The 17357-nt window shown below is 73.8% G+C and carries 16 protein-coding genes; 8 read left to right on the top strand and 8 right to left on the bottom strand.

The genetic code is table 11. The features are described from left to right. The first annotated feature begins 17 nt into the window (after positions 1-17). The 4 genes from ACFXG1_RS07905 (at position 18) to ACFXG1_RS07890 (ending at position 4767) form a co-directional block, all read left to right on the top strand. Positions 18-1064 carry a glycosyltransferase family 2 protein gene (locus ACFXG1_RS07905; protein ID WP_384718061.1) on the top strand — a complete coding sequence of 349 codons (1047 nt, stop codon included), beginning with the start codon at positions 18-20 and terminating at the stop codon, positions 1062-1064. A gap of 113 nt (positions 1065-1177) precedes the next feature. Beyond that, a complete protein-coding gene (locus ACFXG1_RS07900) occupies positions 1178-2302 on the top strand; it encodes an endonuclease/exonuclease/phosphatase family protein (RefSeq protein WP_384741618.1) in 1125 nt (374 codons plus the stop codon). Beyond that, on the top strand, positions 2299-3504 hold the full coding sequence (locus ACFXG1_RS07895) for a glycosyltransferase family 4 protein (RefSeq protein WP_384741616.1): 1206 nt from the start codon (positions 2299-2301) through the stop codon (positions 3502-3504). Before ACFXG1_RS07900 ends, ACFXG1_RS07895 begins: the two co-directional genes overlap by 4 nt. 255 nt (positions 3505-3759) lie before the next feature. Further along, positions 3760-4767, top strand: a complete 1008-nt coding sequence (locus ACFXG1_RS07890; RefSeq protein WP_384720404.1) for an aldo/keto reductase — start codon at positions 3760-3762, stop codon at positions 4765-4767. A 61-nt stretch (positions 4768-4828) separates the two neighbouring features. Here ACFXG1_RS07890 and ACFXG1_RS07885 read toward each other — a convergent pair whose 3' ends face one another. The 5 genes from ACFXG1_RS07885 to ACFXG1_RS07865 form a co-directional block, all read right to left on the bottom strand. Further along, on the bottom strand, positions 4829-5350 hold the full coding sequence (locus ACFXG1_RS07885) for a hypothetical protein (protein ID WP_384741614.1): 522 nt from the start codon (positions 5348-5350) through the stop codon (positions 4829-4831). 217 nt (positions 5351-5567) lie between these two features. Then, entirely contained in the window at positions 5568-6152 is a 585-nt protein-coding gene (locus tag ACFXG1_RS07880) for a hypothetical protein (protein ID WP_384741612.1), read from the bottom strand. Continuing rightward, the gene (locus ACFXG1_RS07875; RefSeq protein WP_384719627.1) at positions 6145-6894 is read right to left on the bottom strand and encodes an SDR family oxidoreductase; all 750 of its coding nucleotides are present in this window, start codon (positions 6892-6894) and stop codon (positions 6145-6147) included. The genes ACFXG1_RS07880 and ACFXG1_RS07875 overlap by 8 nt, the downstream gene beginning before the upstream one ends. Beyond that, positions 6891-7844 carry a helix-turn-helix transcriptional regulator gene (locus ACFXG1_RS07870; protein ID WP_384741610.1) on the bottom strand — a complete coding sequence of 318 codons (954 nt, stop codon included), beginning with the start codon at positions 7842-7844 and terminating at the stop codon, positions 6891-6893. Before ACFXG1_RS07870 ends, ACFXG1_RS07875 begins: the two co-directional genes overlap by 4 nt. Positions 7845-7953: 109 nt before the next feature. Next, positions 7954-9117 carry an agmatine/peptidylarginine deiminase gene (locus tag ACFXG1_RS07865; RefSeq protein ID WP_384741608.1) on the bottom strand — a complete coding sequence of 388 codons (1164 nt, stop codon included), beginning with the start codon at positions 9115-9117 and terminating at the stop codon, positions 7954-7956. Positions 9118-9458: 341 nt separating this feature from the next. On the opposite strand from ACFXG1_RS07865, the gene ACFXG1_RS07860 reads away from it, so the two are divergent. Continuing rightward, entirely contained in the window at positions 9459-10040 is a 582-nt protein-coding gene (locus ACFXG1_RS07860) for a TetR/AcrR family transcriptional regulator (RefSeq protein WP_384741606.1), read from the top strand. Between the two features lie 3 nt (positions 10041-10043). Here ACFXG1_RS07860 and ACFXG1_RS07855 read toward each other — a convergent pair whose 3' ends face one another. Further along, positions 10044-10724 (bottom strand): hypothetical protein, encoded by a 681-nt coding sequence (locus tag ACFXG1_RS07855; RefSeq protein WP_384741604.1) that lies wholly within the window; start codon positions 10722-10724, stop codon positions 10044-10046. Between the two features lie 42 nt (positions 10725-10766). Further along, positions 10767-12419, bottom strand: a complete 1653-nt coding sequence (locus ACFXG1_RS07850; RefSeq protein ID WP_384718944.1) for a penicillin-binding transpeptidase domain-containing protein — start codon at positions 12417-12419, stop codon at positions 10767-10769. Between the two features lie 86 nt (positions 12420-12505). On the opposite strand from ACFXG1_RS07850, the gene ACFXG1_RS07845 reads away from it, so the two are divergent. Then, entirely contained in the window at positions 12506-13519 is a 1014-nt protein-coding gene (locus tag ACFXG1_RS07845) for a LysR family transcriptional regulator (RefSeq protein ID WP_384718946.1), read from the top strand. Next, entirely contained in the window at positions 13516-14448 is a 933-nt protein-coding gene (locus ACFXG1_RS07840; RefSeq protein ID WP_384718948.1) for a serine hydrolase, read from the top strand. The genes ACFXG1_RS07845 and ACFXG1_RS07840 overlap by 4 nt, the downstream gene beginning before the upstream one ends. Before the next feature lie 19 nt (positions 14449-14467). Here the strand turns inward: ACFXG1_RS07840 and ACFXG1_RS07835 are convergent, their stop codons facing one another. Continuing rightward, the gene (locus tag ACFXG1_RS07835) at positions 14468-15451 is read right to left on the bottom strand and encodes a LuxR family transcriptional regulator (protein WP_384741601.1); all 984 of its coding nucleotides are present in this window, start codon (positions 15449-15451) and stop codon (positions 14468-14470) included. A 185-nt stretch (positions 15452-15636) separates the two neighbouring features. Between ACFXG1_RS07835 and ACFXG1_RS07830 the strand changes: the two genes are divergently transcribed. Further along, the gene (locus tag ACFXG1_RS07830; RefSeq protein WP_384741599.1) at positions 15637-17049 is read left to right on the top strand and encodes an aminopeptidase P family protein; all 1413 of its coding nucleotides are present in this window, start codon (positions 15637-15639) and stop codon (positions 17047-17049) included. Positions 17050-17357: the final 308 nt, after the last annotated feature.

Below are 17357 nucleotides of genomic sequence, written 5' to 3'. Positions count from 1 at the left end.
GAAAGGCACGGCCCGACATGACCCGCCCACCCGGAAACCCCCTGGTCTCGGTCGTCGTCCCGAACTACAACTACGGCCGCGCGCTGGAACTCTGTCTGCGGGCCGCCCTGGCGCAGACCTACCGGCCCCTGGAGATCCTGCTGGTGGACGACTGCAGTACCGACGACTCGGTGGCCGTCGCCGAATCCCTCGGCGTACGGGTCGTCAGTACCGGGGTCAACAGCGGAGTCGCCGTCGCCCGCAACACCGGCGCCGCCCACGCCCGCGGCGAGATCGTGGTCTTCGTCGACTCCGACGTGGCCATGGAACCGGACGCCGTCACCAACGCCGTCGCCCTGCTCGGGGCCGACCCCCGGATCGGCGCGGTCTGCGGCACCTACGACGCGGAACCACTGATCCGCGACAGCCTCGTCGAGGAGTACCGCTGCCTCCACCAGTACTACTGGCTCGCCGAACACGAAGGACCGATCGACACCCTGCACACCGCCATCTGCGCGATACCGGCCCGGGTCTTCGCCGAGATCGGCCCGTTCAACCCCGGGCTGCGCCACACCGAGGACGGCGACTACGCCGCCCGGATCCGCCGCCGCTACGAGGTCCACAGCTCCACCACCGTGCGCGGGCGCCACGACCACGACGACACCTGGCGGGTGGTGCTGCGCAAGGTCTTCCACCGCACCCGGCTGCACATCCCCCTCTACGTACGCCGGCGCGACCTGCCCGGAGGCATCGCCACCGGACCGCGCGCCGGAGCCAGCGCCGCCGCCCTGCTGGCCCTGGCCACCCTGCCCGCCGGAGTGTTCGGCGCCCTCTGGCTGCTGCTGCCGACCGGGCTGGCCCTGGTGTCGCTGCTCTCCGACAGGGCCCTCTACTCCTTCGTACGACAGCGGCGCGGATACGGGTTCACCGGCTATTTCGCCCTGGCCCACTTCGTGGTCAACGCCGCCATCGGACTCGGCGCGGGCGTCGGCGTGCTCCAGTGGCTCACATCCCGTCGCTTCCGCCGCCTGTACGACCCGCCGGAGGCGCGGGACTCCGGGCGGACCGCGGGGGCGACGGCGTGAGCGCCCCCGCCGACACCGGCCGGCCACCGCCCGAGCCGTCCCCCGAGTCACCGCCCGCGCCGCCGGCCCGACCCGGACCCGGCCCCGGACCGGAGTCCGGCCCGGCGCCCGTCGTGCCGGCCCGCCGGACCCGCGCGGCCCGCGCCGCCGCCACCGTCCTGTGCGCACTCGCCGTCCTCTGGGCGCTGAACACCGTCCTGCGCACCGCCTTCAGCGGCAGGTGGTGGCTCTGGAACGGTATCGACCTCGCCCCGCCGATCGCCTATATCGCCGTACCGCTCGCCCTGCTGCTCCCCGCCGCCCTGCTGCCCCGGCTGCGCCGGTCCACCCTGGCGGCCCTCGCCCTCGCCCTGCTGCTGGGCGCCGGACAGGCGGGCGTCCATCCGGGCGCCCTGCTGCGCGACCAGGGCCCGGTGCCCGCCGGCGCCCTGCGCGTGGTCAGCTGGAACACCTTCTTCTGGCACCAGGACGGCGACCCCGAACGCTTCTACACCTATCTGCGCCGTTACGACGCCGATGTCTATCTGCTCCAGGAGTACCAGAACGCCCGCGGGGACCGGCCCGTCCCGATCGACGACCTCGCCCGGCTCCGGGCCGCGTTCCCCGGCTACCGGATCGCCGCGGAGGGCGCGTTCCTCACCCTCTCCCGGCACCCCGTCACCATGCACCGCGCGCTGCGCCCGGCCGGACTGCCCGCCCCCGCCACCGACTGGCCCGACTACTGGGACGTCCGGGCCCTGCGGACCGACATCAGTGTCGGCGGGCGCACCCTGTCGCTCTACAACACCCATCTGCCCGACCTGCTCAACGTCGACCGCAACCCGCTGACCCCGTCGTACTACCGCGAGGTCGGCTCGCACGCCCACCGCAGACTGCTCCATCTGCGGGCGCTCCGCGCCGATCTGGACGCCAACCGGCATCCGGTCGTACTCGGCGGCGATCTCAACATCCTGCCGGGCAGCGCCGATCTGCGCTGGTTCCGCGGGCTGCGCGACACCGCGGAATCGGGGACCGACCTCTATCCGGCGACCTTCCCGGCCGGGCCCGCCGCGATGTGGCGGCTCGACTGGACCTTCGCGTCGCCGGACGTCGACATCCACCGCCAGTCGCTGGAGGACCCGCCCGCCGGGCTCTCCACCCACCGTCTGATCCAGCTCCGGCTCTCCCTGCCGGCACCGCCGCCCACCGGGGCCGGCGACGGCCGCCCGGGACCGGAAGACCCGAAGGCGCAGCCATGACCACCATCCGGGCCGTACGCCCGTACCGCTTCGATCTGACCGTCGCGCTCACCTACTACCTCCCCTACACCAGCGGACTGACCGAGGTCGCCCGGACGGTCGCGGAGGGTCTCGCGGCACGCGGCAGACGGGTCGCCGTGGTCGCCTCCCGGCACGACCCGTCATCACCGGTACGGGAGCGGGTCAACGGGGTGGACGTATTCCGTACGCCGGTCGCCGCCCGGATCGGCCGGGGCGTGCTCAGCCCCGGCTTTCTGCCGCTGGCCGCCCGGCTCGCCCGCGCCTCCCGGGCCGTCAACATCCATCTGCCGATGCTGGAGGCGGGGCCGCTGGCCCTGCTGGCGGGCCGTACCCCCGTGATCACCACCCACCACGACGACGTCTGGCTGCCGCCCGGCCGTCTCGCCGGACTCCAGGTCCCCGTCGTGGACGCCTCCGTGGCCACCGCGCTGCGCCGGTCCGCCGCCGTCGTCGTCAACAACGCCGACCACGCCGAACACTCCCGCCACTGGCCGCTGATGCGCGACCGGCTGGCCGTGATCGCCCCGCCCTGCCGTTTCCGGGAACCGGCGCCCGCGACCTTCCGCGACGGGCCGGGCCCGCATATCGGGTTCCTCGGGCGGATCGCCCCCGAGAAGGGCCTGCACCACCTGGTCGACGCCTTCCGCGCCATCGGCGACCCCACGGCCAGGCTGCTGATCGCGGGCGACTACTCGAAGGTCGCGGGCGGCAGTGTGGTCGGCGCGCTGCGCGAACGCTCGGCGGGGGACCCGCGGATCCGCTTCACCGGCTTTCTGGCCGATCCGCAGGTGGCGGAGTTCTACGCGTCGCTGGACGTGTTCGCGCTGCCGTCGGTGGCCGAGGAGTCGTTCGGCATCTCGCAGACGGAGGCGATGATGACGGGTGTCCCTTCGGTGGCCTGCGACGCCCCCGGGATGCGGGTACCCGTCACCAGTACCGGCTTCGGGCGGCTCTTCCCGCCCGGGGACGCCGCCGCCCTCGCCGGAGCCCTGCTGGAGGCGGCCGCCTTCCCGCCGGGGCGGCGGGCCGAGGGCGGCCGGGAGACCCGGGACCGCTACGGCACCGAGAGCTGCCTGGACCGCTACGACGAACTGCTGGACGCGCTCGGCGTGGTCGGCCGGGTGGCCGGGTGGCCTCGTGACGGTCGGGCTGCCAAGTCGACTCCACCATACGGAGCATGACGATCCGGATGTGAATAAAGCATTCGGGCGGCTCGCCCCTCCGTGTGAGGATGGCCGAAGGACCGGGTGCCGGTCGCTTTCGGCATGCGCCCGCGGATGTGCGCGTACCGGATTCGCGACCCCGGGGGAGAGCCCGTCGGGCCACGGCGCCCGGGTGGCGACCGTCGTCCCGGACGCCGCCGTCGGCAGTTTCGCCGCACTCCGCCCCCACCGCACGGGTCCGTATCGCGAACCGTACTGCCGAGAGGACTGACGATGCGTCAACGCTTCCTGGGATCAACCGGTCTGGTGGTCAGTGAGCTCTGCCTGGGGGCCATGACGTTCGGGCGGGAGAGCACCGAGCAGGAGTCCCACGCCGTCCTCGACCGCTTCGCCGAGGCGGGCGGCAACTTCGTCGACACCGCCGACATCTACTCGGCGGGCGCGTCCGAGGAGATCCTCGGCCGATGGCTGAAGCAGCGCCGCCGCGACGACGTGGTGGTCGCCACCAAGGTCCGGTACGGCACCGGTGAGAGCCCCAACGACCGGGGCCTGGGCCGCAACCATCTGATCGCCGGAGTGGAGGCCAGCCTGCGCAGGCTGGGCACGGACCACATCGATCTGTACCAGGTCCACGCATGGGACCCCGCGACGCCGCTGGAGGAGACCCTCGCCACCCTGGACACCCTGGTGAAGTCGGGCAAGGTCCGCTATCTGGGCGCCAGCAACTTTACCGGCTGGCAGCTCCAGAAGGCCCTCGACCTCAGCCGGCTGCACGGCTGGGAGCGGTTCGCCACCCTCCAGCCGCTGTACAACCTGCTGGACCGCTCCACGGAGTGGGAGCTGATCGAGGTGGCGCGCCACGAGGGGCTCGGTGTCATCCCGTGGAGCCCGCTGCGGGGCGGCTGGCTCAGTGGGAAGATCCGGCGCGGCGACACCGCGCCGCCGGCCGGCAGCCGGGTCGAGACCGCCGAGCAGTTCGGTTGGGGCGAGTCGTGGAGCGCGTACCAGGACGAACGGACCTGGCGGGTCCTGGACGCCCTGTTCGAGGTCTCGGAGCGGAGCGGTCTGACCCCGGCGCAGGTGGCCGTGGCCTGGCTCGGCGGACGGCCTACGGTCACCGCTCCGATCATCGGCGCGCGCACCGTCGACCAGCTGGTGAACCTCCTCGGCGCGGCCGACGTCGATCTCGACCCGGCCGACGCGGCCCTCCTCACGGAGGCGGGCGACCAGCCGCTTCCGTACCCGTACAGCGTCATCGCCACGGATCCGGCCCAGCGCTGAGCCGTCGGCGGCCCGCCCCCGGGCTCGGGGGCGGGCCGTGGTGTCCGGCGGCGCCGGACGGTCAGGCGGCGGGGCAGAGGGCGGCCGGGCCGACCGGTGCCGCCGTACGGGCCACGGCCACGGCGGCGGGCGCCGGACGGACGGCGGCGGCCGGCCGCGCGCGGTCGCGGGCGAAGACGACGAGGCGCAGTACCGCGAACCGGGCGACCCCGGCGACCGCCGAAGCGGACAGGTAGACGATCTGTTCGAGCAGGGCGCCGGGCGTCGCCACCATCTCGTGGAGGGCGAGCACGGCGGCGGAAGTCGCCAGATACGCCGCCACCGCGGAACCGGCCGACTGTGTGTGCTGGCGCCAGGTCGCGCGCCCGCCGGCGCCGAAGGTGAAACGGGCGTGCAGCTCGGTGGCGAGCAGGGTCGAGACCACGGAGATCACGGTGTTCGCCAGGATCCACGGGATCCAGTCGGCGACGGCGGTCACCGCGAAACTGGAGGCCAGGCCCACTCCGCCGCCGCAGAGCACAAAGCGGGCGAAGGCGGTGCGGGTTCCCGGCCCGGCCTCTCGTCGGCTCTGTACTGTCCCCATGATCCGGCCCCCCGATGACGCTCTCCGGCGCACGTGACCCCGGTCCGTGTGACCGGGGTGCGCCGCTTGCAGTGTCATCATGGCACATGCATGGCGCCATGGCGAACCAATTTGGCGCCACGGGAGTGATACAGCTCCGTCATGGTGGTGGAGGGCGCGGACCGTTGGTGGTTCCAGACGTGCGAGGGCCGCTTGGGCGGCGGCCCCTGATGAGGCGTCAGGCCTCGGCACCCGCCCGCCGGGCCCGAACCTCCGTGAGTACCCGGTCGAGCCGGCGCGACCGGCGCAGCAGCCGGGGTGATGTCGCGCCGGCGGCCGCGAGGAGCGCTACCGGCAGGGGGCGCCCCGCGAGGACGGCCAGGGCGATCGACCAGGGCGGAATGCCCGCCAGGGCGCAGACCAGGACCGCCGCCCTGGGGGTCCACGGCAGCAGCGCGAGTACGGCGACGGCTCCGGCGCCGTACCGGGTCACGAACCCGCCCGCCTCGCGCAGTTCACCGGGGTCGGCCACCCGGGGGCCCACCGTCTCCAGCAGCCAGGGTCCGGCCCCCTGCACGGCCGTCGCCACCAGGAACGCGCCCGCGGCGGACGCGGTGACGAAGGTCAGCGCGACCGACCGCCACCGCCGGGGGTGGAGTGCCGAGACCCCCATGAGCAGGAGTTGGTTGGGGAGTACCGGTACGGCGTAGTCGCCGAGCGGGAAGACGGCGAGGGCCGGGAGGAACCAGCGGCGGTGGGCGGCGCGGTCGAGCCGGGTCAGGACGCGTCCCGCGCGGGTCCCGGCGGGCGCGGCGTCAGCCATGGCGCAGTGCGCGGTACGCGACGGACGGCGCGATCCGCATCAGGGCGGGCAGCATTCTGGCCTTGCCGACGCGGATCTCGGTGCGGTCGAGGTGGATGCCGTCGATCACCGCCCGCGCGGTCTCGGCGGGACTGATCTTGCCCCGGCCGCGGGCCGCGGTCATGTCGGTGTCCACCAGGGGCAGGATCACATCCACCACCCGGATATGGGGCGCGGAGTCCTCGCACTGGTAGCGCAGGGCCCGGGTGAAGGTATGGACGGCCGCCTTGGCGGCGCAGTACACGGGTGCCGAGGGCTTGGGGGCGAAGGCCAGACCGCTGCCGATGTTGACGACGGCGGCCGACGGCTGCTCCCTGAGGTGGGGGAGGAGTCCGGTGGAGAGGGTGATGACCGCGTCCAGATTGACGGCCAGCTCGCGGCGGAGGACCGGCCGGGTCTCGCGCGGGTCGGCGGTCAGGAAGTCGACGAGGTGCTGTACCCCGGCGTTGTTGACCACGACGGAGAGTCCGGGGTGGCGGTCGGGGAGCCCGTCGGCGAAGGCGTCGACGGCGTCGGGGTCGGCCAGGTCGAGGGCCTCGGCCGACACCCGGTCGCCGTACTCGGCCGTGAGGTCCGCGAGCCCGCCGGGGTCGCGGCCCACGGCCACGACATACGCGCCGAGCCCGGTCAGCCGTTGGGTGAGGGCCCGGCCTATGCCCCGGGTCGCGCCCGTGACGAGGACCGTTCTGCCGGTGAGGATCATGGTGTCCTTTCCGCCGGTCCGCCGGCGCGGCCCTCGCGCCCGCCGGGCGCCGGGGACCGGAACACCGAGCGGTAGACCGCGGGTGTCATGGCGGTCCGCTGGGCGAACCGCCGGGTGAAATGGGGCTGGTCCGCGTAGCCGCAGGCGAAGCCGATCACGCCGACCGGATGGTCGCCGCTCAGGAGGAGTTCGGCGGCGACCTCGGAACGGACCGCCGCCAGCAGCCCGCTGAAGCCGCCCGCTCCCGCCAGCCGTCGCTGGAGGCTCCGCGCCGGAACCCCCAGTTCGGCCGAGAGACAGCCGAGGGTCCAGCGCCGGGCGGGATCGGCGGCGAAGAGCCGTCGTGTACGGGCGGCTTCGCCCCGGTTCCGGTCCTCCGCGCCGGTGCCGGGGGCCGGGGCGACGGACGACCAGGTGAACCGCCACAGCCCGCTGCCGGACCCGGGCGGGGGTGCCGTGAAGGCGCCGTCCGAGAACACGGTGACCGGAGCGGCGCCGCCCGCGGCGACGCGGATGTTCCGCGCCCCGCACAGGGACAGCAGTGCCGTCAGGACCCCGAGGACGAGGGCGTCCTCGGCGGTGCCCGGCGGTGCCCCGGGCGGTCCGGTGTGTTCCGCGACGAGACGGCGCGGGCCCCGGTCCCGGACGACCACCCGGTGGCGCGAGTGGGTGAACCGCTCCAGCCGCCGCCACCGTTCGAACAGGTCGTGCGGGTCGACGGCCTTCAGCAGGGCGGCGATGGCGGGATCGGACGAGACCGCCGACAGCGTCGAGCCGACCCGCAGCAGGGGCAGCAGGCCGTGTTCGCGTTCGATCTCGCCGATGAACCGGCGTTTCGCGGCGAGCGGCAGCAGCGCGCCGCCGCTCACGGGCGCGACGGCGCGGACCCCCTCGGCGGCCAGCGCGCGCTGGACGAGTTCCAGCAGTCTGGCGCTCGCGTACTCCTCCATGTCCGTCCCCTTCGTTCCGCTTCACGGGAACGGTAGGTCCGGCGGGCGGGGGATGTCTTGAACGATCGCGCCAACGCCCCGCGCGACCTCGGGGGCGGAACCTCGGGGGCTACGGTGCCGGGGTGCCCGGCTGGTCGTGGGTGGCGCAGTGGATGCCACCGCCGCCGGAGGCCACCGTGTCGATCCTGACCGGGACGACGTCCCGGCCGGGGAAGTGCTCCCGGAGGATGGCCCGGGCGCGGTCGTCGGCCTTCCGGTCGCCGAACTTCGGCAGGAAAACGGAGTCGTTGGCGATGTAGAAGTTGGCGTACGACGCCAGGAAGTCCTCGCCTTCGCCCGAGATCTTCCGCAGATCGGGCTGGGGGAGTTCGACGATCTCGAAGCGCCGGCCGCGGGCGTCGGTCGCCTTCGACAGCACCGACTCCGCCTGGTCGGCGGAGCGGGACCAGGAATCGGGCGGGGTACCGGGGAAGGCCCGGTCCAGCAGCACCACACCGGGCTCGGTGAAGCGTACGAGACTGTCCACATGGGCGTCCGTGATGTCCTCGCCGCGCACCCCGGCCAGCCAGACCACCTTCTCCATACCGAGAAGGCTCTTGAGTTCGGCCTCGATCCGGTCGCGGCTCTTGCCGGGGTTGCGGTTGACGTTGACGATCGAGCTCTCGGTGATCAGGAGCGTGCCCTCGCCGTCGGTCTCGAAGGAGCCGCCCTCCGAGATCAGCGGTGCCTGGACGCGGGGGATCCCGTACTTCGGGAGCAGGGCGCGGCCCACACGGGCGTCGTTGGTGTGCTCCTGCTTGTCGCCCCAGCCGTTGAAGTTGAAGTCGACGCCGGTGACCTTGCCGCCCTCCTCGACGAAGACGGGGACGGTGTCCCGGGCCCACAGATCGTCGACGGCCAGCGGGATGACCTCGACCTGGGAGCCGCAGGCCCGCCGGGCCGCCTTCACCTGGTCGGGGCGGGCCATCATGACGACGGCCTCGTACTCCCCGATCTCCCGGGCGATCCGGGCGATGTCCTCCCGTACATAGGGCAGGTCCTCCGCCCAGACCGAGGTCAGGGCGGGCCAGGACATAAAGGTGCGGGTGTGGCTCTCCCACTCGGCGCCCAGCCGGCGCCCCGCGGTCTTCGAGGCGGGCGCGGCGGAGCCCGCGGAGGTGGCGGACGCGGCGTCGGACGGTGCGGGACCGCAGGCCGCCGAGCCCACGAGCAGGGTGCCGAGCCCGCCGATGACGCGGAGGGCGGTCCGCCGGGAGGGGGAGAGGATGGACACGGGTGACTCCTGTCGTGGGCGGCCGGAAAGCGGCCTCCGGCCGGGTGCCGGGGTGGGCGGGACGGTCGGGGCGGGCCGACGGCACGGGCCCGGGACCAGGATGCGCACCGGGGCCGTGGGACCGGTGCGTACGGGCGCGACGGCGCGCCTCGTGTCGCCCAGCCTGACACTGACTGAAATTTCAGTCAAACAAGATGACCGGACGGAGTCGAGCGGTCACCCTGACAACGCGGCGCCCGAGCCGCGGTGCGGGCGGCCGTCCCCGCCCGCACCCCCGGTGACCATGGTGTTTCCACCTTCCCGCGTTACCGCGGCGCCGGTGCGCGGGTAGAGTGCCCGCCATGGCGTCTCGCAGCACTCAGATCCTCGAAGCGGCCGCCCGGGTGATCGCCCGGCGCGGCGTACGGGGCCTGCGCGTGGAGGAACTGGCGGCGGAGGCGGGGGTCTCCACCGCCTTGATCTACTACCACTTCAAGGACCGCACCGGGGTGCTGCGCCGGACCCTCGCGTACATCAACGACCGCGCCGAGCGCTACACCACCGAGCGCGACCCGGACGCCCCGCCGCCCACTCCCCGCGAAGAGCTGGAGGAGGCCCTGCTCCTGGAGCTCCAGGACGAGGTGGAGGTGCGCGAGAACAGCACCGCCTGGGGCGAACTGCGGGCCAGCGCCGTCTTCGAGGAAGAGCTGCGCGAGGATCTCGCCCGGGCCACCCTGGTCTGGGTCCAGGAGGTCGCCGCCCTGCTGGGCCGGGTCGAACCGCTGGCGTCCCCCGCGTCCCTCGCCGCCGCGGCCGAAAGGCTCACCGCCCTGCTCGAGGGCCTCAGCATGCGCTGGCTCAGCGGGGGAGTCCGCGTCGAGCACGCGCGGGAGCTGGTGCGTACGGCTCTCGACACCGAACTGGCCGGGCTGCGGCGGGACTGAGAATCAGGTCAGCCCGGGAGACGTTCCGGGTGCCGGGGGCGACGGAACGCTCCGGCCGCCGGCCCCGTCGGCCAGCCGCAGACGCCCGCCCCACCGGTCGAGCGCCATCCCCGTGGCCGACACCAGATCACGGGCGGCGGGGCCGATCCTCAGACCTGACACGCGTTGCCCGCCGGCGGTGACGACATGGGCCGGGCGGGTGGCCGAGCGCAAGGCCCGCCAGATCAGCCGGGTCTGCTCGGTCAGCAGCCGGTGCGTCGCGGGTCCCGCCTCCGGCTCGGACCATCGCACCGCGAGCCGCCCCGCCCGGAAGACCTCCTCGCCGTCCTCCCGGACGCGCCGCGCGCACAGGAGCTGGACGACGGCGGCGGACCCGTGACCGGACCCGTGATCGGGGTCGTGATCGGGTCCGTGACCGGTCGGAACCCCGTCCGCGGCCACGACACCCGGCGGAGCCGCCGCCCCCGCCGGGAGCGGCAGCAGCGCCTGGACCCCGCTGCCGCATATCAGCGCCTCGGTCACCGACGGATGCAGATGCACCTGGTGCAGCCCCACGGGACCCGGCTGGCTGCACAGCCACGCCGCTTCCGGCAGCGCCTCGGCGATGCGCTCGCCCACCACGGCCTCGTCTTCGGGGAGAAGCCATACCGTGGTCGTCGTCGTACGGGAACCTGGATAGGACATGGGCGCAGCATCGCAGAGCCCACTGACAGCGGCGGTCCCGCCTCAGCCGGCGGACGCCACCCCCCGGAGGAACGACGCGGCCACCGGGCCCGCGTCGGCGCCGCCCGAGCCGCCGTCCTCGATCAGGACCGCGAAAGCGAGATCACCCTGGAATCCGATGAACCAGGCATGGGTACGCGGCGGCTTCCCGGTGCCGAACTCGGCGGTGCCGGTCTTCGCGCCCGGTTCGCCGGGCAGGCCGCGCAGCGCGTCGCCGGAGCCCTCGGTGACCACCGCCCGCATCAGGGACCGCAATTCGGCCGCCGTGCCCGGGGGCAGCGGTGCCGTGGCCTTCGCCCGGTTCTTCACCGCGTCCGGCACGAGGACCGGCTGACGGAAGGTCCCGTCCTTCACAGTCGCCGCGACCGAGGCCATCACCAGCGGACTCGCCTCCACCCGGCCCTGCCCGATCATCGCGGCGGCCTTGTCGTTGTCGCTGGTATTCGCGGGCACCGAACCGTCGAACGTCGTCGCGCCCACGGTCCACTCCGGGCCGATGCCGAACCATCCGGCGGCCTCGGCCAGACCGTCGTCGGCCAGCCGGTCGCGCAGGCCGATGATGCCGGTATTGCAGGAGCGGGCGAAGCCCTCCCGGAAGGTCGAACCCGCGGGCAGGGTGAACAGGCCCTGGTTCTCGAACCGCTGGCCGTCGACGTGCTCGTACCGGGGACAGGGCACCGGCGTCCCGGACCGTACCCCCTTCCCGATCAGCGCGGCGGCGGTGACCACCTTGAAGTCGGAGCCCGCCGGATACCGTCCGCGCAGGGAACGGTTCGTACCTGTGGGCGGATTGTCGGCGGCGGCGAGGACCTCCCCGGTGCTCGGCCGGACGGCGACGATCGCCGCGTTCTTCGCCAGCCCGCGCAACGCGGCCTCGGCGGACCGCTGGACGGCGGGATCGAGGGTCGTACGGACCGGGTCGCCGCGCTCGCCGTCGGCCGTGTGCAGCGTGGCGAGCGTACGGCCGCTGCTGGTGCCGACGACGGCCACCGAGTCCGCGGACTTCCCGCCGAGCCGCTTGTCGTAGCGGTACTGGAGCCCGCTTCGGCCGGGGCTGCCCACCAGCGCCGGGGCGAGGCCGTTCAGCGGGGTGCCGTCGGCGGCCAGGACATCCGCCCGGTTGCCGGTGTCGGGGCGCAGGGCGAGGGTGCTGCCGTCGGTGAGCCGGGGGTGGAGCACCGCCGGGCTCCAGCGGACCACCCAGCGGCCGTCCTTCCGGACCACGGGCGCCGACGAGTCGTACGTCCAGGTGCTGCCGCCCTTCAGCCGGAAGGTGGCGCGGAACGGATGGACGGCCTCACCGGTGCGCTCGCCCCGGTCGAAGGAGACGTCCCGGGCCGGCAGATCCTCGGCGAGCCTCGTCAGCCGGGCCGTGGCCGCGGCCGGGGCGTCGGTCATCCGGCCGGCCGCCGCGGCGTCGCCGTTCGCCCACGCGTCGAGGAAACCGTCGACGGCGGCGGCCCGTTCGTCGGGCTTCGGGTCCTCGTCCCGGCCGAACAGGGCCCAGGCCGCTGCGCCGCCGCCGAGGAGGACCAGCGCGACGGTGGCGGGCAGGAGTCGGCGCCGACGCCGGGGTGATGCCCTCCGGGCGCCGTGATGGTCATGCTGCGTATCCCCGTGGTGCGTGTTCCCGTGGGGTTCGAAAGTCTCGGACATGCCTCCACACCAGCAGGCGAACGCCCCGGCGATCCAAGAGCCCTATCCGGTCGGACCCGATAATCGAATGACTATGATTGCTGGTCGTGGACCTGGTCAAGCATGTCCGGTACTTCATCGTCGTTACAGAAGAAAGACACTTCGGACGGGCGGCGGGCCGGCTCGGAATGGCCCAGCCGTCGCTGTCGCAGCGCATCCAGCGGCTGGAGCGGGAGCTCGGTGTGCGCCTTTTCGACCGCAGTGGACGACAGGTCGACCTCACCGAGGGCGGTCGGCTGCTGCTCGCCGAGGCCCGGCCGCTGGTGGAGCAGGCGGACGCCCTGCTCGGAGTCGCCGCCCGGGTACGCGCCGGATCGGCCGGGGTGCTGCGCGCCGCGGTACCCCCCGAACTGGGCGGCGCCGTCGTCGCGGCCCTGGTCGGCGGCTTCCGTGCGGGCTCCCCGGGTGTCCGGCTCGCCCTGCGTGAGCTGGGCCCGGCGGTCCAGCTCGCCGAACTGCGCGCCGGGACCCTCGACGTGGGCGTGCTGAGACATCCCGTGGACGTGGCCGGGCTCGGCCTCGGTGAGGTGCTGTGCCGCCCGTACGGAGTGCTGCTGCCGGGCGCCGACGCGATCGGCGGAGGCGACGCCGGCGAGGGCGGTAACGGTGGTGACGGTGGTAACGGAGAAAACCCCCCGGTCCGGCTGGCGTCGCTCGGCGGGCTCGATCTCGTCCTCTTCCCCCGCCCAGTCGCGCCCGCCCTGCACGAGGAGATCCTCTCGGTCTGCCGCCGGCACGGCTTCGAGCCCGGCTCGGTCCTGGCCGGGCAGGACCCCGAGTTCGTGGACGGCCTGGTGATGTCCGGGACGGCGCTGACCTTCGCCACCCGCGACCGCAAACGCCCGCCGGGCACCGCGTGGCACCCTCTGGAGGGCGATCCGCTCCTTGAACAGGTATCCGCGGCCTGGTCGCGCGGGCGCGGTGACGACCCGGCGGTACGGCTCTTCGCCGAGGTGACGGAGCGCGTGCTCACCGACGAAGGAGGAATGACCCCGGTGATGGAGACGGCCGCGGCCCGGCGGACCGCCGTGGCCCGCCCGGCGTACGGATACACAGTATGAGCGCGCGGGAGCGGGAGACGGGTGCGGTAGGTGCGACGGGGCGGGGTTCCGGCGGGCCGGGAGGCGTACGGTCCCGGATCCGGTCCGTCTTCGCCGACGCGGGGGTCACCGGCTGGCTGCACGCCCTCGACCTCACGACCGGCGCGGAGGTCGCGGTGGCCGCCGACACCCTGGTGAGCACCGCCAGCGTCCACAAACTCTGTCTCGCCGTCACCGTCCAGCGGTTCGCCGACGACGGGCGTCTCGACCCCGACGCACAGGTGGAGTCCGACCCCGCCGACCGGACGCCCGGCCCCACCGGTCTTTCGATGCTGCGCGGCCCGGTCCGGATGTCCGTCCGCGATCTGCTGGCCATGGCCCTCACCGTCAGCGACAACGCGGCCGCCGATCTGCTGATCGACCGGGTCGGACTCGACGGGATCAACACCGCCATGGACGACCTCGGACTGCGCCGTACCGTGGCCGTACTGACCATGCGCGACCTCATCGCCGCCATCGACGAGGACTCCGGCGGCGACCCCGCCCGGCTGACCTCCGACCCGGCGACCCTCGCCCGGCTGCGGGTCCTCGACCCGGCCCGCGCCAACCGCAGCACCCCCCGGGAGATGACCCGGCTGCTCGCCGCCGTCTGGCGCGACGAGGCGTGCTCGCCCGCCCGCGCCCGCGAACTGCGCGACATCCTCGGACTCCAGGTCTGGCCGCACCGGCTCACCAGCGGATTCCCGTACGACGACGTCCGAGTCTGCGGCAAGACGGGAACGCTGCCCACCCTGCGGCACGAGGTCGGCGTGGTGGAGTACCCCGACGGCGGCCGGTACGCGGTGGCCGTGTTCACCCGCGCCGCCCGCCGCGCCGCGCGTCAGCCCGCCGCCGACGCGGCCATCGGCACAACGGCCCGCCTCGCGGTGGAGGCACTGCGCGCGATCTGACCCGGGGGCGGGGGCGATCTCACAGCCACCCCTGCCGCTGGGCCTGCAACGCCATCTGGAACCGGTTCGCCGCGCCCAGCCGGGCCATCAGGGTCTGGAGGCGCCGGAAGAGCGTACGGCGGCTGACGCCCAGCTCCCGGGCGATGACCTCGTCGCTCGCGCCGCCCGCGAGCAGCCACAGCAGCCGCCGGTCGGCGGGCGGGAGGCCGCCCGGGAGGGTGGTGCGGCCCTGGAACGGGACGGCGTTGCGCCACGACTGCTCGAACAGGGCGACGAGCGCCGAGAACAACCCGCACGGCTGGACGACCAGCATGGTGTTGTGGACGTCCGCCTCCTCGATCGACAACGAGACCAGGGCGTACGCGTCATCGATGATCACCAGCTTCACCGGGACCGACGGGAGCACCCTGGCCTGCTCGCCCGCGTTCACACACGGCTCGATCACCTCCCGCAGCCGGCCCGGCTGCTCCAGCGACTCCCGTGAGTACACGACCCGCTGGGTCACCCCGCGGGCGAGGGTGGCGAGCGCGTCGTGGGTGGCGTCGGCGAGGGGGAAGTAGGGCGGCGACTCGAACTGCCGGATCTGCTCGCGGGCGCTCGCCCACGCCCGCCGGATCCTCGGGCCGATGGCGTCGCCGGTGACGACCTCCACCAGATCGTCGTCGTACGCGGCGAGCCGCTGCCGCCGGAACGAGTCGAACGCGCCCGATACGGCGATCCGCGACTCCTCGACCTCGGCCGCCCGGTGCCGGGCGAGGATCTCCAGACCCGCGGCGGGCGGTACGGGCGCGACCACGCCGCCGCCCTCGCCCGGCGCGCCGGCCAGACCGGCGTCCACCAGGGTGCCGTACGCCGCGGGGAACTCCGCCGGGTCGACCCCGGACGCCGCCGTGATCTCGGACAGCGGGGCGGGAGCCAGTTCGAGGAGCGTCAGATAGACCCCGGCCGCCGCGCGGTCCAGCCCCAGCAGCCGCAGCGCGTCGCCGAGTCTCGCGTTCGTCATGGACCCATTGTCGGTGGTCGCGGCGGACCGGTGGCCGATCGGTGCCATTGGCACTCCCGGGCACTCCGGCGGCGCGGCGCGGGATACCGTCCGCGTGCCGGCGACCGCGGTCGCCCGGTCGGCGGAAGAGCCGCACCGGCGGCCGGCGCCTCCGGTGACAAATCCACCAGGAAAGGGTGTACGACATGGCGAAAGGCCGGAAGAACGGTCTCTACTCAGGGATCTCCCCCGAGCTGTCCGCCCTGATGCGGACGGGCTGGGCGGACACAGAGCGGCACGATCTGGCGCCCGGTGAGCAGGCGCCGTACGCCGCCCGCCGCCGTGCCGCGCTCTCCGCGCGCTTCCCGGGCGAGCGCCTGATCGTCCCCTCGGGGGGCCTGAAGGTCCGCTCCAACGACGACACCTACCCGTTCCGGCCGTACTCGGGCTATGTCCATATGACCGGCGACCGGGCCCGGGACGGCGCCCTCGTCCTCGAACCCCGCGCGGACGGCGGCCACGACGCCTACTGCTATCAGCTGCCGCGCGACAGCCGGAACGACGACGAGTTCTGGACCGGCCCCACGGCGGAGCTGTGGATGGGCCGCCGCCGGTCGCTCGCCGAGGCGGAGACCGTACTCGGGCTGCCCTGCCGCGACGTCCGTACGGCCGTCGACGACCTCGCCGCCGGATCCGGCGCGCCGACCCGGATCGTCCGCGGCGTCGACCCGTCCCTGGAAGCCGCCGTCAGCACCGACGAGGAGCGCGACGCCGAGCTGGAGGAGGCGCTGAGCGGTCTGCGCGCCGTCAAGGACGCGTGGGAGATCGGTGAACTCCGCAAGGCCGTGGACTCCACCGTCCGCGGCTTCACCGACGCGATCGGCGAGCTGTCCGGCGCGGTCGCGTCCTCCGAGCGGTGGATCGAGGGCACCTTCTTCCGCCGCGCGCGCCTCGAAGGCAACTCCGTCGGCTACGGCTCGATCTGCGCCGCCGGCGACCACGCCACGATCATGCACTGGACGGACAACGACGGCCCGGTACGCCCCGGTGACCTGCTGCTCCTCGACGCCGGAGTGGAGACGCACACCCTCTACACCGCCGATGTGACCCGGACCTTCCCGATCAGCGGCACCTTCACCCCCGTACAGCGCCGGGTGTACGACGCGGTGTACGAGGCGCAGGAAGCCGGAATGGCCGCCGTGAAGCCGGGCGCGGCCTACCGCGACTTCCACGAGGCGTCCCAGCGGTACCTGGCGGAGCGGCTGGTGGAGTGGGGATTCATCGAGGGCCCGGCGGACCGGGCGTACGCGCTCGGGCTCCAGCGCCGCTTCACCATGGCCGGAACCGGCCATATGCTCGGCCTCGACGTCCACGACTGCGCGCAGGCCAGGAACGAGGAGTACGTCGACGCGGTCCTGGAGCCCGGCATGGTCCTCACCGTCGAACCGGGTCTGTACTTCCAGCCGGACGACCTCACCGTCCCCGGGGAGTGGCGCGGCATCGGCGTCCGGATCGAGGACGATCTGCTGGTCACCGAGGACGGCAACGAGAATCTGTCGGCGGGGCTGCCGCGGTCCGCGGCCGATGTGGAGGCGTGGATGGCGCGGTTCGCGGGCTGAGCACCCCCGGCCCGGCGGGGCGGCCGGTCCGCCCGCCCGGCCCGCCGGCGCGGTGTCCGTCCCGGCCCGCGCGCCGGCGATCCAGCCGAGCAGATCGTCGGTGAGGTGCTCGCCGACGGCGCCGATGTCCCCGTCGACGGTACGGAAGGCGTCGAGCCCGAGCCGGTGGACGGCGGTACGGTCCCGGCCGTGCCGCCGCATGAACAGCCCCCGGCCCGCCCCGTCGTCGCCGACGAGCACCCAGTGCGGCGCGCGGGCCGCCACCTCGTGGGCGTCGTTCCGCGCGCGCAGCGCCCGCGGGCCGTAGA

Source organism: Streptomyces sp. NPDC059248, from assembly GCF_042753905.1.
In the GTDB taxonomy this organism is placed as follows: Bacteria; Actinomycetota; Actinomycetes; order Streptomycetales; family Streptomycetaceae; genus Streptomyces.
The sequence above is the reverse complement of the archived record's forward strand: the minus strand, read 5'-3'. Positions and strand labels throughout refer to the sequence as shown.

What these genes read in the sequence shown, in the direction of transcription:
- ACFXG1_RS07905 (WP_384718061.1), top strand. Translation starts at nt 18, where the DNA reads ATGACCCGCCCACCCGGAAACCCCCTGGTCTCGGTCGTCGTCCCGAAC.
- ACFXG1_RS07895 (WP_384741616.1), top strand. Translation starts at nt 2,299, where the DNA reads ATGACCACCATCCGGGCCGTACGCCCGTACCGCTTCGATCTGACCGTC.
- ACFXG1_RS07890 (WP_384720404.1), top strand. Translation starts at nt 3,760, where the DNA reads ATGCGTCAACGCTTCCTGGGATCAACCGGTCTGGTGGTCAGTGAGCTC.
- ACFXG1_RS07885 (WP_384741614.1), bottom strand. Translation starts at nt 5,350, where the DNA reads ATGGGGACAGTACAGAGCCGACGAGAGGCCGGGCCGGGAACCCGCACC.
- ACFXG1_RS07880 (WP_384741612.1), bottom strand. Translation starts at nt 6,152, where the DNA reads ATGGCTGACGCCGCGCCCGCCGGGACCCGCGCGGGACGCGTCCTGACC.
- ACFXG1_RS07875 (WP_384719627.1), bottom strand. Translation starts at nt 6,894, where the DNA reads ATGATCCTCACCGGCAGAACGGTCCTCGTCACGGGCGCGACCCGGGGC.
- ACFXG1_RS07870 (WP_384741610.1), bottom strand. Translation starts at nt 7,844, where the DNA reads ATGGAGGAGTACGCGAGCGCCAGACTGCTGGAACTCGTCCAGCGCGCG.
- ACFXG1_RS07860 (WP_384741606.1), top strand. Translation starts at nt 9,459, where the DNA reads ATGGCGTCTCGCAGCACTCAGATCCTCGAAGCGGCCGCCCGGGTGATC.
- ACFXG1_RS07855 (WP_384741604.1), bottom strand. Translation starts at nt 10,724, where the DNA reads ATGTCCTATCCAGGTTCCCGTACGACGACGACCACGGTATGGCTTCTC.
- ACFXG1_RS07850 (WP_384718944.1), bottom strand. Translation starts at nt 12,419, where the DNA reads ATGTCCGAGACTTTCGAACCCCACGGGAACACGCACCACGGGGATACG.
- ACFXG1_RS07840 (WP_384718948.1), top strand. Translation starts at nt 13,516, where the DNA reads ATGAGCGCGCGGGAGCGGGAGACGGGTGCGGTAGGTGCGACGGGGCGG.
- ACFXG1_RS07835 (WP_384741601.1), bottom strand. Translation starts at nt 15,451, where the DNA reads ATGACGAACGCGAGACTCGGCGACGCGCTGCGGCTGCTGGGGCTGGAC.
- ACFXG1_RS07830 (WP_384741599.1), top strand. Translation starts at nt 15,637, where the DNA reads ATGGCGAAAGGCCGGAAGAACGGTCTCTACTCAGGGATCTCCCCCGAG.